Genomic DNA, 13994 nt, shown 5'->3' on the forward strand with positions numbered 1-13994 from the left:
GCGGCCAACCCCACACCACCCCCGGCCAACTCACCACCGAACTCCACACCACCCTCAACCTCATCCTCGAAGGCATCCTCACCACACAACACACAAACCAGGGCGAAGAGGAAAGAGGAGAAGGAGAGAGGGCGGATCGGGGGACACCCCCGAACGAAGACACCATGGCAAGCAGGCGCAGCACAGCACAGCAGTAGAAGCACAAGAACGCGACGCTCCCCGGCGCCCGCAACCCGTAGAAACGTACGCAGCCCCCGACGACACCCCCCAGGCCGTCGCCCAACTTCGATCACAGAATTGTCATGCCCTGCACAAGACCTTCACTCCCGCGCCACATCACCCGCGCCCACCGCCCACCCACTCCAACACCAAGACCGTAGAAGCCTGCCGCGCCCCGGTGGCCGCCCGACGGCGGTTTACGTCCGGGGCCCGGTGTGCCAGGCTGAAAGTGTGCGTGGGTTCCCCGCGCCCGACAGCGGGAACCCGGCCTCTGATGCTCCGGCCCCTGTCACCGTCTGTCACACAGACCGGTGCGGACCAGCGGTGACGCTGTGTGTCCGGGCTCCGATCGGCCGGGTCCGGAAGCGGCGCCGGACGCGGCGGGCTGGAACGGTCCCGCGCTCACGCACCGCAGCCACCGAGCGGGGCCGCCGGCAAGGTGGTGAGAGCCGTGAGCCTGGTTCAGATCGAAGGCTCCGAGGAGGTCCTGCGTGCCGTGCAGGGCCTGCCGGAGCTCCACCTGGTGCGTTCGAGCCTGGAAACCCGTCCCTACGACCAGTACAAGGTCGCGGCGTACGCGTCCGATCAGGCCGTCGAGGCAGCGGTTGCGCAGGGTGCTCGGGTGACGGTGCTGCTCTCCTCGGAGAGCGCCGCCGACCAGCGCGCCCGGACGTCGGCCGTGATCGGCCGAGGCTACGCCGAGCGCGGGGAGGTGTGAGCGATGCCCCCGCCCTACGCCACGCCGACCGTCCCGCAGACGCCGGCCCAGATCGAGGCGGCACTCGCCGACCTCGCGGCGACCTTCCCCGCCCTGTGCACGCTCGGTGAGTTCCCGAACCGCAGTGTCGAGAACCGCGAGATCCACTTCGTCCGCATCGCGAACGCACCGCAGAACGGCCGTCCGGCCGTGGTGCTGACCGGCGGTGTCCACGCACGCGAGTCCGCGCCACCGGATGCACTGGTCCACTTCGCGCAGAACATCCTGGTGAGCCGCACCACCGGCGCCGACATCGTCTTCCCCGCGATGTCCTGCCGGCCGCTCCCGGCCGGACCGGCGGTCAACTACCCTCCGTTCACCATCCCGGCCACCGACGTGGCCCGGATCCTGGACGGTGTCGACCTCTACATCGCGCCGCTGATCAACCCCGACGGGCGGCTGTTCGACCAGCTGCACCCGCCGTCCGACCCGGTCAGCGCCGGCTGGCGCAAGAACCGGCGGCCCCATCCCAACCCGGCCAAGGTCGGCGTGGACATCAACCGCAACCACGACATCGCCTGGAAGTTCGAGGACTACTACAACATGGGGGTCTACCTGTCCTTCTATCGGGACGGCCCCGCCTCCACGGACAGCAGGGACGAAACCTACCGGGGACCGTCCGCGGCCTCCGAACCGGAGACCTCCAACGTGCAGTGGCTCATCGACGACACCAAGGCCACGTACTTCGTCGACGTCCACCAGTTCGGCCGCAAGGTCCTGCTCTGCTGGGGCATCGAGGACAACGGCAGTGACCCGACCATGAGCTTCTCCTCGCCCGCCTGGACGGCCAAGCGTGACGGCCTCCGTCCGGGCAGCCCGGGCCTGCCGGCCGACCGCCCCAACTACAGCGAGTTCGTCACCGACGACCCACCGCACTTCGTGCGCAAGACCCTCGGCACCATCGCCGGTGAGATGCGCGACGCCATCCTGCGCAGCGCAGGGGTGGACCCGACCGTCAGCACCGCGAGCCCCCGGCGCATCCACTCCACCTACGACGTCGGCCAGAGCGCCTCGCTGTACCACCCACTGGGCGGCCCGGTCACCGGCACCACCGACGACTACGCCTTCCGCCGCCAGTTCGACGACCCGACCAGGGCGCCGGTCTTCGCCTTCACCATCGAGACCGGGCACGAGGAGGAGTCCGGATTCCACCCCGAGTACGGCAACCCGCCCGGCCACTACGCCAAGATCGAACGGGAGGTCCACGCCGCACTGACGGCCCTCTGCGCCTTCGCGGCCTGACGCGCGGGTGCTCCGCGCGCACTACCCGGCCGCCGCGAGCAGGGGCGAGCACCGCCTTCGGCTCGCGGGCGGCCACGGATCAGGCGAGGTGGTCTTCGGACAGCCCGTCACTCAAGTCAGGGGACTGCAGGGCCGCAGTGGCAGTTCGCCCGAACGGCAGGGGTTTGCGCGACAGTTGCCTTGAGAATCAGATGCCAGCGTTGTCCACGAACCCCACAATGTCGAAGTATTCGATTTTGGGCGGGACGCCATAGATCCCCGTCACCTTTTCGACGAGCTCCTCCGTGAAGAAGGCACGGGCTTTGTCCTCGTCATCCCACACATAGAAGTTCTTTGCCTGACCGCCGTCTTCGTCGAGCATGAAGCTCTTGAAGCGAAGGCCGGCCATGCCTTCGAACGGCCCTCGGAGTTCGCCGGCAATCTTTGCGAGAGTTGAACGATCGTACTTGTCGGTCTGCGCGAAAGTCACGAGCACGCCGATCATCGGGCCTCCTGTCGATTGGGTGAGCAACGGTCGACCGAGTGATGCTAGAGGCGGATCCTAGTACACGCACCCGGAAATGCTGACTGTTGGGCCGCGAGTCGGACATGCGGTTCGCAGTCGGCGGTGCGGACCAGGAGCAAGTCGAACTCTGCGCGCCCGAACCAATCGAACGGGTGGACGCCGCCTCCAATAGCCTCCGGCAAATTGCGTGACGGCGGCGTATTCGAGGCCCTGCTGGAGGGCCTGATCGCGGATACGACAAACCCCGCACAGCTACGGCGCCGGTCTCCCACCTGCACGCCTCAATGGCTCAAAGATCTCGCCCGGACCGGATGATGATCGCGACTCGATATACGCGCCCTAGAACTCCCCGACCACGCCCAGGTCCTGCCGCATCGCATGGCGCATGGTCTTGATCAACGCCCACAGCTCGTCCTGCGCCTCGGCGGCGGACTGCACGGTCTCGCCGGGACGCGCATCGCCTTGCTCCAGGCGTTTGACCATCCCGTACACACGCGTGAGCGCCTGGTTCGCAGTGGAGCCCGGGGCGATCACGGAATCGGGTGCGACCATCAGGGTCTCGGACCAGTGGTTGCGGTGCGCATCCTTGGCCTCGTCCAGCGCCCGGACGTCGGCCTCCCCCGGCGTCCGGTCACGCAGCACGTGCAGGTGCCGGTTGAGCGCGGTCGCGAACTGCCGTGCGTCGCGGTACAGCCGGGTGTAACAGCCGCGCCGCAGGGCGAGGTTCTCGCGGGTCTCCTGAAAGGCCTGGCCGAGCTCCAGCTCGCGCCGCTTGGCCCGTTCGGCACCCCGCTGGGTGAGCAGCGCGGCCCCGAGGGTCCCCGCCACACCGGTCACTGCAATCACCACTGCTGCTATGTCCACCCGGCAACCCTAGACGTGCCGACCGGCCGGCGGGTCGTGTCCGGACGGAGCCGGCCCTCCATGAAGAGTCGCTCACCCGCACCCCGCACGACCGGGTAGATGAGGCGGTTCCCCGGCCGCCGCCGGGACATCCGTCCGACCGGGCCGGCTGTCACCGCTGCCTGCTAGCGTCCTTCGACATGACCGATCACCGCGCCCTCCGGCTCTTGCGCGAGAACCCGGAGCTCGCCCAGCTCGCGGCCTACCCGTTCAACCTGGACCTCGACCGGACCGATCACGTCGAGCCCGTCCGACTGGCGTCAGGGGGCCGCTCACGGCGATCGCCGGCGACGACACCGGCGGCACCTACTTCCGGTGCCCCGACGGCGCGATCCTCTACGCCGGGTCCGAGGGCGAGGCAGGCCTGATCGCCGACAGCCTGGACGAGGCGCTGGAGACGCTGATCGGCCTCCCCTGCTGGCACGACCACGTCCTCCTCGATCCCGACGCCGCCGACACCGAACTGGCCGCCGAGGTCGCCGATTAGGAGGAGGAGCTCGCCGAGTACTACGGTCCCGACCTCGATGCCGACCGCGACGCCCTGCTCACCGCCCTCGGCCTGCGCCGCATCCCGCCCGCCGAACTGGTCCGCCGGCTGCACCGCGCCCTGCGGCGCACCGAACCCGAACACCTCCTGCTCAACGCCGAAGGACTCAACGCCTACGCCCTCCTCACCGAGCGCTCGCAACTCCCCCTTCGCGAGACTGTCCTCGCCCCCGGGCACGCCGACCTCGCCCTGCTCCGTGCCCGTCCGCTCGACCACGCCGCCAGCTCCGAGACGACCGCGGACCCTGCCCGCCGCGCCACCGTCCTGCGCGCCGCCCAGTACGACCGCCGGCCCACGGACCTGCCGGTGCTGCGCCAACTGCTGCTCGCCGAGGCACGGTTCGGCCCGACCGAGGAACTTCGCCTCGCCGCCGTCCTGGTCGGCCGGTACGGCGATCCCGCCGATCACCGCCTGTTGACCTCCCTGCGCGAGCAGAACCCCGACATTCGGGCCCTGCTCGGCGGCCTCCCCGATCACCCCGGGCAACTCCGCACCTGGGCCACCGATTTCGACGACTCCAACCACGGCCAGGACCCTCACGACGAACCCGCTCTCGCCTGGGCCCACCTTGCCCGCCGCCAGGGTCGCACCGAGCTCGCCCGCTGCGCCCTGATCCGCCTCCTCGACGACATCGGCCCCCGAGACGAGGGCCTGCTCCCCCTCCTCGCCCACGAATTCACCCTCCTCGGTGACCTCCCCCAGGCCGCCCGCGCCCGGCAACTTCAGGCCGCGGCCCGTACGTAGCCACGAGCTCGGGGCCGATCGTACGAAGAGCCGACGGGAAGCCCCGCCGGGCGTCCCCTCAGTGGAGCCCCCGCCCGCGGAACGGCGACGCCCTCGCACGGAGTGCGAGGGCGTCGGGACCGTGGGCTCCGGCCCCTCGGGGCCGGTCGGGTCAGTGCGAGTTGGTGTAGAGGTAGCCGCCCGTGTCCCAGTTGTAGATGGCGAGCTTGATCGTCTTACCGGCGTCGGAGCGCCCCGTGTCGACCGCTCCCCAGTAGCCGTTGCCCTCGTTGATGGTGGCGGGGACCCCGGCCCAGTCCCAGCCGCTGCCGTTCCAGGTCAGGATCCACAGGTTCTGGCCCTGGTGGGAGGTGTTGAGGAACGCGTCGACGTACTCGTGGCCGTCGCTCCCCCAGTAGACGTTCATCTGCGCGTATTCGCCAGTGGCGCTGACCGCGTCACACCAGTGGTAGTAGTCGGTCGCGCAGGCGACCCGGGAGTCGACCTGCCGCGTGGCGGCCGAGGCCGGCGCAGCGGCGGTGAGGGTCGCGCCGACGAGTGCCGCGCCCGCCGCGAGGACGGTCACCGCCTTGCGGGTCTTGAGGATGGACATGGCTGCTTCTCCTGTCAGGCAGGGTGCAATGGCCTCTTGGTGGTGGTGCTGGAGGACAAGGAGAGCAGCCGCCGCCGGCCGGTGGGGCTGTCAAGGGGGCGCCGGTAGCGGGTTTGTCCGGCTGGCGGCGGGTCGGGGACCGGACACGGTGTCTTGACGGCCGGCAGGCCCGGCCCGAGTGCCCCACAGCCTCTGGCAGCCGGTACCGGATGGCGGTACCGTCATGGCCATGCCAGCCTTGAATGTCTCCTTCACGGAGGCCGAGCTGACCCGGATCCGTCGAGCGGCGGCCAGTGCCGGCCTCCCGGTCAAGCGCTTCGTCCACACCGCCGCCCTCGACCGGGCGCTGGCCGTCACCTTGGAGGCCGGTTACCGGCACATGAGCCACTCACTCGGGCGCGCGGAGGAGACGGCACTCGCGGACCGTGCCACCTACTTCGCCGTCAGCGCCATGGAGGGAAGCCTGTGACCTCGCTGCGGCGCGGCGACGTGATCGTCGTCGGGCGCGACGGCATGGGCGGGATGTGGGTGGTGATCTCCAACGACACCCGCAACGCCGTTCTCGACACCGTCGTCGTCGCCCAGATCGGAACCGGCTCGGACAAGTGGCCGACTGCCGTGCCGATCGGCGACCACCAGCCCTGCGCGGTGGCCGACGTCGCAGGCCACGTCCTGACCGACTTCGTGACCACCATCCGGCCCGGCCTCTACGACGTCGAGGTCCAGGAGAACCGACTCGACGAACGGACGATGGACGCCGTCAGTGAGACCCTGCGACTCGCCCTGCCCTGAGCCTCCGGCGTCGGCGACGCGCGATCGGATGACGGCCTCTGTTCCTGACCCTCAGCCAGGGCCCTGAGCCGCCCTGCAGCTTGTTGGGCGCGCGCGCCAGCAGCAGACCTCCGTACCCGCAGGGCCGGGGTGTCCGCACGTTGATCCGGTCAGCATCCGAGGTGGAGGCCGTCCGCCGGGCGGTGCGGCCAGGGGCCACACGCCGAACCCCTCCTCGGCGCCTTAGCGCACGCCCGTGAGGATGATCCGACACTCAGGCGATCTGCCAGATCTGGAGCAGGCTGCCGCCCGAGGCTTGCAGGGTGACGGGGGATCCGTCGGCGGTGGAGGCCGTGGTCAGGAGGAGGCCGGCGGCCTTGTTGGCGACGGTGTACCCGCCGCCGCGCGGGGTGAGCAGCCAGCGCTGGCTGTCGCCGCCGCTGCAGGCGGCCTGGACGACGGCGGTGCCGGCTCCGGTGGAGCCGTCGGCGAGGCCGGCGCAGAGCCGGGACGCGCCGTTGGCCATGGTGTAGCTGCCGTCCGCGTTGAGGGAGAGCTGCCACTGCTGGTTGGGGCCGCCGTGCGTGGTCCAGGTGATCAGCCGGGTGCCCGGAACGGTGGTGGAGGCGGGGTCGTCGAGGGCCTTGCCGCCGGTGGAGAGGATGTGGGTACCGGCCGGCCCGCCGGGGGCGTACGCCTCCAGCTCGTACAGGGAGTAGCCCCAGGAGGTGCCGCGCTGGGTGCCGTGGAGGCGCAGGTAGCGGCCGGAGCCGTTGAGACCGGTGAGGTCCTGGACACCGCCGGTGCCGGTGGTGGTGGAGTAGACGGTGCGCCAGGTGGCGCCGTCGTCGGAGAGCTGGATCTGGAAGGCCTTCCCGTAGGCCGTCTCCCAGCGCAGGACGACCCGCCCGATCGACTGGGTGGAGCCGAGGTCGACCTGCAGCCACTGCGGGTCGCTGAAGGCGCTGGACCAGCGGGTGCCGGGGTCGCCGTCGGTGGCGGCGGCCCCGGGGAAGTCGGCGGTCTCGGTGCTGGACGCCGCGGTGGGCCGGTTCTGCGCCAGGTTGCCCGGCCATCCGGTGGCCGGCCAGGAGGGGTTGTGGCCGATCGCGGCGGTGATCGGGGTGAAGTCGGCGTACGTGCCGACCGGCTTGGGTGATCCCCAGGTCTGCTGGGCGAGCGCCCGGAGCGGTTGGAACAGGCCGGTGGCGATCTGGTTCTCGGTCTCGGCGGTCGGGTTGTCGCACCAGACGTGGATCAGCGAGCCGGGGTTCCTGCTGCCGTCGGTGATCGTGTTCCCGCCCTGGTAGAGGTCCGGGGTCCAGGACTCGTACATCCACCGGGTGTCCGGCTTCGCGCCGCCGAGCACGTAGTAGGTCGGGGTCCAGGACTCGTTGGCGACGACGTGCCCGGCGTTCACCAGCTGCTGCGGGGTGAGCCCGTAGTCGTACCAGAACTCGACCAGGATGTCGGCGTTGGGCGTGATCGTGCCGTCGCCGGGCTTGATTCCGTCGTTCCACATCCGGGTGGTCTTGCCTCGTGAACGGATCAGGGAGTCGGCCCAGTTGACGTACCCGTAGTAGGCGTCCTTGGCGGTGGCGCCGGCGCCGTAGGTGGCGCGGGCGTAGCTGAGCAGCTGCGGGTACTGGTTGTAGTCGGAGACGTACTCGTCGGCGCCGATGTGCCAGTAGGGCGCGGGGAAGAGCGGCAGGTACTCCTCGATCAGGTCCTTGACCAGGGTGTACGTGCCGGGCAGCGAGAGGTCGATGAAGTCGGCGCTGGCGCTACCCGCGCTGTTCCTGAGCTTCAGTTCGGGGTGGGCGGCGAGGATCGGGTTCATGTGCCCGGGCGTGTCGATCTCCGGGACGATGGTGACGTGGTACTTCTGCCCGAGCGCCACCAGGTCGGCGATCTCCTGCTTGCTGTAGTGGTCGGCGGAGACGATCTCCGGGTGGCTCGCGGACTCCAGCCGGAAGCCGAAGGTGTCGGAGAGGTGGAAGTGGAAGTAGTTGAGCTTGAGGTAGGCCAGCTCCTTGATGTGCTGTTTCACCCAGTCGACCGTGAAGAACTTCCGCCCCTGGTCGATCATCAGGCCGCGCTCCGGCTTGGACGGCCAGTCCACCGCCGTGCCGGCCGCCACCGTCGTTGACTGGTGGAGGAGTTGGAGCACCGTCCGGGTGCCGTTGAACGCGCCGGTGTCGGTGGCCGCGGCGACGGTGAGGGACTGGCCGGCGGCCATCCGGTAGCCCTCGGCGGGCACGGAGGAGTCGCCGAGGGTCAGCGCGATGTCCCCGGCTCCCGCGTAGCCCGTGGCGACGGTGACGCTGCGCCCGGTCAGCGCCCCGAGGTCCTCGGCGAAGGTGGCCGCCTCGTCGGAGAGTTGGGCGGTGTGCGCGGGGTTGACGACGATCCGGCTCGCGGTGGTGAAGGTGTAGGTGCCGGTTCCGGCGGACCACTGGCGCAGCGCCGGGACGACGTTGGGGGCGCCGGAAGCGGAGACCGCCTGGGCGCCGGTCGAGGCGGTCACGGGTGTGAGGAGCAGAGTTGCCATCAGGTAGACGACGACAGTGACGAGCCGGAGTGCGCGCATGTGATCACCACTCGTGCGAGGTGTGGGAGAGCGAGGACTGGCCTGACCCATTGGCCATTTCTGCGTGCTTCGCCAGCGTATCGAGCATGATTGAGCAGAACTGCTCGACGCGCAAGACCCCCGGATCCGCCACCACGGCGGAACCGGCCACTGCTGTCGGCCGGGCGACGCCCCGCCGGCTCCGCGTCCTACGACCACAGCCCGACGGCGACGGGACAACCGCAGGACGACGGCCCAACGGCGGCGCCCCGACGGGGACTCGACGCCTCCGACCGCGGTCGTCGTCTCCGGGCCCCGGCCGCCTGCGGTACAGTCCGCGCCATGAGCGAGCACCTGCACCCTCCGTTCGGGAATTTCACGACCGTCCGCGCGGCGCTCGACGTCTGTGCCGACCTCGCCACCCCCGTTGCCGATGCCCTGAAGACCTGGGATGCGCGGGACGCGGCCGAGTCCGTGCTGTACGTGGACACCGATCCCGACAAGGCCGATACCGCCGTCTTCGCCGAGGCCTACGACGTGCCGCTGGAGCTCTCCGCGAACTGCGTGGTGGTGGCCGCGAAGCGCGGCGGGGAGGTCACTCTCGCCGCCTGCCTGGTGCGTGCCGACACCCGCCTGGACGTCAACACGGCTGTCCGCAAGCACCTGGGCGCGCGCAAGGCCTCGTTCGCGCCGATGGACGTCGCCGTGGCGGAGACCGGGATGGAGTACGGCGGCATCACCGCCGTCGGCCTGCCGAGCAGCTGGGCGCTGCTGGTCGACGAGGCGGTGGTGGCCGCCCCGCACGTCCTCATCGGCAGCGGGCAGCGCCGGGGCAAGCTGATCCTCCCCGGCTCGGCGGTGGCGCAGCTCCCCCGCGCGGAGGTCCTCCCCGGCCTCGGCGTCTAATCGCAGCCCACAGCCGCCACGCCCCCACACCACCACGGCATCACGTGCCGCACGAGTGTCGTGCGGCACGGCCGGCGACCGGTGCCGGGATCATGAACGGATGCGTGAACCGCTGCCGTCGCCGATTCGTTCCGAGGTCCTGGACGTGCGCGACCTGGTCCTGGTCGAGGCTCCCCCGCTCCGGCTGTCGGCTGAGGAGCGCGCGGCCAGGGACCGCGCCTGGGACCAGGCCGTCCGCAGGAACCCGGCGCTCTTCGACGGGCCCGTCGTGGCGTGCACAGGGGTGACGTGGGGGGAGGACGCACCGGGCCGGCTGGTGGTCTCCTGGACCCGTACGACCTACCGCCACTACGCGCTGCGGAACGTGCCGGGCACGACGGTCCCCACCGCGTCGCTGTCCGTCAGCGTCCTCCAGCCCACCCCGGACCGGCGGCTGCTGGTCGGCCGGATGTCCCCGGCCACGGCCACGCCCGGCCGGTGGCAGCCGCCCGGCGGCTCCGTCGAACCGCGCCCGGACGGCCGGCCGTTGGACACCGCCGACCTGCACCGGGAGGCGGCCCGCGAACTGGTCGAGGAGACCGGGGTCCGCGCGGCGCCCGAGGAGCTGACGCTCTGGGCGGTCACCCGCGGCCCGTACGGGAGCATCGGTGTGCTCTTCCTCGCGCCCGCGCTGCCGCGGGCACTGCTGTGCGAGCGGTTCGCGGCGCTGCCGCCGGAGCGGGAGCTCGTCGAGATCGCGTTCGTCGGTTCACCCGCCGAGCTGGACCGGTTGGCCGGCCCCCACGCGGAGTACCTGGACGCGGCCCTGCACCGCTACGCGTCGCGGTAGGAGACGCACCGACACAGCGCCGGCCCACTCGCTCGTACCTCAGGACTGTCCGTCCCCCCGTCCCGCGACCAGGCGCGGGCCTCGGTGTGGGCGCGGTCGAGCGGTGCGAGCAGGGGGCCGCCGGTGAGGGTGATGGCGTCGGCGCCGAGGTGGTCGGCGAGGCCGGTGCGGCTCCTCGGGCCGAGACGGCCGGTCGGGCTCCTCGGGACGGTCGGGCTCGTCGGGCCGGTCCGGGCGCATCCGGGCGCTGCCCGCGCTCAGGCGAGGCCGGAGACGGCGTCGCCGATGTACTTGGTGCCGAGGAGTGCCAGCACGGTGGTCATGATCGCGGAGTTGTGGGTGGCCATCCACGCCTTCCACTCCTCCAGCACCCTGGTCGCGCGGTCGCCACCGAGCAGGTAGACGCCGAGCGGAACCAGGGTGCAGAGCGAGCCGATGACCACCATCAGCGCACCGGCCACCGTCTTGCCCGCGCCGCTCGCACCGCTGGTGGCGATCGACACCGCGCCGCCGACCGCCAGGACGAGGTTCTTCGGGTTGGCGGCGACCAGCGCGGCCGCGAGACCGGCGGACTTGGCGGGCGTGAACCGGTCGACCGCGCGCATCCACGTCGGCGGCGCGGCCACGCGGCCGGCACGGGGCCGGTCGTGCCACTGCCGCGCGGCGAGCACGACGAACAGGACGCCCAGTGCGAGTTTCAGCCAGTGGGCCCAGGTGGGCTTCGCCTCGTCGGTGTTCAGTCCGCTGCCGCCCGCGACGACCGCGGCCACCACGGCGGCGAGGGTGAGCACCCAGCCGGCGGTGAAGGCGGTGCCGTTCGTCCGGCCGCGCGGTGTCGCCAGCATGAGGATCACCGCGATCAGCGGCAACGGGCTGATCGCGATGCCGACGGCCGACGTCAGCATCGAGCCGATCGCCTCACCCATCGGCCCCACCCCTTTCCCGAATCCCTGCCGCATCAGCTCAACACCCTAGGAACACCTCAGGGTCTCGCACCTTGTGGGCCGGCGCGTCCGCCATTCAGCACCCCCCGAATGGCCCCGCTCGCCCCGGGGCCGAAGCAGCGATCGGGTGCCGGCACCGACCGGTCACCGGCACCGCCGGGCGAAATGCGCCATGTGTTCCACGGGCCTAGGGTCGGACCGTATTCGGCTGCGCCGAGAGGAACCCCCGTGCCCGAGATCGACCCCGTGCCCGCCTCCCTCGTCACCCCCGACACCGTGAAGACGACGGCCGGCACCTTCGTCTTCGCCGACGGCATGCCGACGCCCGAGACCGCGGCGGCGGTCTACGGCCGGCTGGACCGCCTGCACGCCGTCGAGGCCTACCGGGCCGGCCTGCCCGCCGTCTCGCTCTGGGCGATGCGCAGGGCGATGCTCGCCGCCGGGGTCGCCGACGGCGAGGTGCTGGTCTTCTCGGAGCTGATGGACTGCCGGTCGCTGTTCCTGACCGCCAACGCCGACACCGTCCACTTCCTGACCTTCCTCGACCTCGGCGGCGGCCCGGTGGTGGTGGACGTCCCGCCCGACTGCCTGGCCGTCGCCGACGACATGTGGTTCCGCTGGGTGACGGACCTGGGCACGACCGGGCCGGACCGGGGCGAGGGCGGCCGCTACCTCTTCGCCGGGCCCGGGTACCGGGGCCCGCTGCCCGAGGGCGGGATGTTCGTGCACCGGGTGCGGACGAGCCGGGTGTGGCTCCTCGGGCGCTGCTTCCTGGAGAACGACGACCCGGCGCCCGCGGCCCGCCGGATCCGGGAGCAGCTGAAGATCACCCCGTACACGCCCGGCGGCTACGGGACGTCGGTCGGCTCCGCCCTGCTCGGCCGCAGCGCCCTCACCCCGCCCGCCGAGCCGCGCACGCCGCGCTTCGTGGAGGGCAGCGGGCTGGCGATCAACACCGTCGCACCGGTGGACGCCTCCTTCTTCACCCTCCTCGACGAGGCGGTGCAGGCCGAACCGGCCTCCGCACCGGACCTCGGGGCCGCCGCGCCGCTCGCCGCCGTCGGGATCGCCAAGGACCGCCCGTTCGCCCCCGACGGGTACTGGCAGGACGTGCTGGAGGACGCCGCGGCGACCGCCAACGCGTACGTGCGGGCGGTGGCGATGCGGCCGCGCGCCGCCGAGGGCCTCGACTTCTACCCCGGCACCGGCTCCCACTGGATGTCGCCGCTGTTCGGCGGCGGGTCCGGCTTCCGCGCGGCGCAGCCGCCGGCCACCCCCGACGGCCTCCCGCCCTCCCCCGCCCACGGGGCCGGGCACCTCAACGCCCGTGCCTCGTTCTTCTACCTCGCCACCGGCGTCACCCCGGCGATGTCCGTGGATCTGCCCGGGTTCGGCTCCCAGGACCTCGGCGCGACCGTGGACTCCACCGGGCTTCCCCTGGAGGGCGATCGGACGTACCGGCTGATCCTGCCGCCGGGGGTGCCGGCCGGGCGCCTCTGGTCGATCACCCTCTACGACAGCCAGACGCGTTCGATGCTCGCCACCGACCAGCGCTTCCCCCGGGCCGGCTCCCAGGCCTGTCCGACCCCGGCCGCCGTCCCGGACGAGGACGGGTCGGTCAGCCTCTGGTTCGACCCCGTGCTCCCCGACGGGGTGCCCGAGGGCAACTGGGTGCAGACCGTGCCCGGCCGCAACTGGTTCGCCGTCCTGCGCTTCTACGGCCCGCTCCCCGCCTTCTTCGACAGGTCCTGGCGCCCCGGCGAGATCGAGCTGCAGGCCCCCGCCACCGCCTGAGCCCTCGGCGCGAGGGCCACGGCAGCGGGCGCAGCGGCGCCGGGGGCGGGTCAGGGGCCGCTGACGATGCGCCAGGCGACCCGCTTGCGGGCGGCGCCGCCGAGGGCGTGGTGGAGCGCGTCCTCGACCAGCGCGACCTGCTCGCGCATCCCCTTGGCCCAGGTCTGCTCCCGGACGTAGGCCTCGATGATCTCGACCGAGTCGGCACGCCGCAGCCTTCCGGCCAGGGCCGTGCGCAGGGCCTTCAACCCGGCCTGCATGGCCAGGACCTCCGCGTCCAGGTGGAGGCGGAGCATGCACGCCAGCTCGACGGGGTTGCGGTGGAAGACCTCCTCGTGCCGCCAGCGCGCCGGGGCGAGGTCGAACAGCCAGTTCTTGGCGGAGGCCTCGAACTCCGCGGAGCCGGGGCGGCTGACCGCGCCGGGCCATCTGCCGCGCAGGCCCCCGGCGGAACGCCGCCGGGGAACGTTGCCGGACTCCGCCGGAAGTGCCATCGCGCACAACCCCTCTTGTTTCCATGGGTCGGGGCGTGACCGGACTCGCCCGGCAGCGGCCCGCCCGAAGCCACCGCGAAAGCCGCTCCGGTCTCCCGGCCCTCCGACGCCCGGGGTTCGGTGTCCCCGGGGTTCGGTGTCCCGGGGGGCGGCGCCGGGCCCGGAAGACGCACGGCCG

16 protein-coding genes are annotated in these 13994 nt (G+C 71.7%); 9 read left to right on the plus strand and 7 right to left on the minus strand.

Annotation, left to right across the window (positions count from 1 at the left end):
* The 3 genes from ACIPSC_RS38220 to ACIPSC_RS38230 all read left to right on the plus strand — a co-directional run.
* A partial coding sequence (locus ACIPSC_RS38220) for a hypothetical protein (RefSeq protein ID WP_400834727.1) occupies positions 1–197 on the plus strand: 197 nt, incomplete at its 5' end.
* A gap of 473 nt (positions 198–670) precedes the next feature.
* Positions 671–937, plus strand: a complete 267-nt coding sequence (locus ACIPSC_RS38225) for a hypothetical protein (protein ID WP_400834730.1) — start codon at positions 671–673, stop codon at positions 935–937.
* Positions 938–940: 3 nt separating this feature from the next.
* Positions 941–2218: a M14 family zinc carboxypeptidase gene (locus ACIPSC_RS38230; protein ID WP_400834732.1), complete on the plus strand. Its 1278-nt coding sequence runs from the start codon at positions 941–943 to the stop codon at positions 2216–2218.
* Between the two features lie 187 nt (positions 2219–2405).
* Here ACIPSC_RS38230 and ACIPSC_RS38235 read toward each other — a convergent pair whose 3' ends face one another.
* From ACIPSC_RS38235 to ACIPSC_RS38245, 3 genes are all read right to left on the minus strand, one after another.
* Positions 2406–2702 (minus strand): hypothetical protein, encoded by a 297-nt coding sequence (locus ACIPSC_RS38235; protein ID WP_400834735.1) that lies wholly within the window; start codon positions 2700–2702, stop codon positions 2406–2408.
* 360 nt (positions 2703–3062) lie between these two features.
* Positions 3063–3587: a hypothetical protein gene (locus ACIPSC_RS38240; protein WP_400834738.1), complete on the minus strand. Its 525-nt coding sequence runs from the start codon at positions 3585–3587 to the stop codon at positions 3063–3065.
* A 274-nt stretch (positions 3588–3861) separates the two neighbouring features.
* Positions 3862–4389 carry a hypothetical protein gene (locus ACIPSC_RS38245; RefSeq protein ID WP_400834741.1) on the minus strand — a complete coding sequence of 176 codons (528 nt, stop codon included), beginning with the start codon at positions 4387–4389 and terminating at the stop codon, positions 3862–3864.
* A 90-nt stretch (positions 4390–4479) separates the two neighbouring features.
* Here ACIPSC_RS38245 and ACIPSC_RS38250 point away from each other — a divergent pair, with 90 nt between their 5' ends.
* A complete protein-coding gene (locus ACIPSC_RS38250; protein ID WP_400834744.1) occupies positions 4480–4917 on the plus strand; it encodes a hypothetical protein in 438 nt (145 codons plus the stop codon).
* Positions 4918–5068: 151 nt separating this feature from the next.
* Here the strand turns inward: ACIPSC_RS38250 and ACIPSC_RS38255 are convergent, their stop codons facing one another.
* On the minus strand, positions 5069–5509 hold the full coding sequence (locus ACIPSC_RS38255) for a hypothetical protein (protein WP_400834747.1): 441 nt from the start codon (positions 5507–5509) through the stop codon (positions 5069–5071).
* A 229-nt stretch (positions 5510–5738) separates the two neighbouring features.
* On the opposite strand from ACIPSC_RS38255, the gene ACIPSC_RS38260 reads away from it, so the two are divergent.
* Positions 5739–5978, plus strand: a complete 240-nt coding sequence (locus tag ACIPSC_RS38260) for a hypothetical protein (protein ID WP_400834750.1) — start codon at positions 5739–5741, stop codon at positions 5976–5978.
* Positions 5975–6301, plus strand: a complete 327-nt coding sequence (locus ACIPSC_RS38265) for a type II toxin-antitoxin system PemK/MazF family toxin (RefSeq protein ID WP_400834753.1) — start codon at positions 5975–5977, stop codon at positions 6299–6301. Before ACIPSC_RS38260 ends, ACIPSC_RS38265 begins: the two co-directional genes overlap by 4 nt.
* Positions 6302–6554: 253 nt before the next feature.
* Here the strand turns inward: ACIPSC_RS38265 and ACIPSC_RS38270 are convergent, their stop codons facing one another.
* Positions 6555–8870, minus strand: a complete 2316-nt coding sequence (locus ACIPSC_RS38270) for a family 20 glycosylhydrolase (RefSeq protein ID WP_400834756.1) — start codon at positions 8868–8870, stop codon at positions 6555–6557.
* Positions 8871–9191: 321 nt separating this feature from the next.
* Here ACIPSC_RS38270 and ACIPSC_RS38275 point away from each other — a divergent pair, with 321 nt between their 5' ends.
* Positions 9192–9755: a YbaK/EbsC family protein gene (locus ACIPSC_RS38275; protein WP_400834759.1), complete on the plus strand. Its 564-nt coding sequence runs from the start codon at positions 9192–9194 to the stop codon at positions 9753–9755.
* Positions 9756–9855: 100 nt separating this feature from the next.
* Positions 9856–10584 carry an NUDIX hydrolase gene (locus ACIPSC_RS38280; protein ID WP_400834762.1) on the plus strand — a complete coding sequence of 243 codons (729 nt, stop codon included), beginning with the start codon at positions 9856–9858 and terminating at the stop codon, positions 10582–10584.
* 257 nt (positions 10585–10841) lie between these two features.
* On the opposite strand, the gene ACIPSC_RS38285 is transcribed toward ACIPSC_RS38280, so the two are convergent.
* Complete coding sequence (locus tag ACIPSC_RS38285) at positions 10842–11510, minus strand: GAP family protein (protein WP_400834765.1); 669 nt, start codon at positions 11508–11510, stop codon at positions 10842–10844.
* Between the two features lie 246 nt (positions 11511–11756).
* Here ACIPSC_RS38285 and ACIPSC_RS38290 point away from each other — a divergent pair, with 246 nt between their 5' ends.
* Complete coding sequence (locus tag ACIPSC_RS38290; protein ID WP_400834768.1) at positions 11757–13322, plus strand: DUF1254 domain-containing protein; 1566 nt, start codon at positions 11757–11759, stop codon at positions 13320–13322.
* A gap of 50 nt (positions 13323–13372) precedes the next feature.
* Here the strand turns inward: ACIPSC_RS38290 and ACIPSC_RS38295 are convergent, their stop codons facing one another.
* Positions 13373–13816, minus strand: coding sequence for a hypothetical protein (locus ACIPSC_RS38295; RefSeq protein ID WP_400834771.1), 444 nt, complete (start codon positions 13814–13816; stop codon positions 13373–13375).
* Positions 13817–13994: the final 178 nt, after the last annotated feature.

The sequence above is a fragment of the Kitasatospora sp. NPDC090091 genome, assembly GCF_044747365.1.
In the GTDB taxonomy this organism is placed as follows: Bacteria; Actinomycetota; Actinomycetes; order Streptomycetales; family Streptomycetaceae; genus Kitasatospora.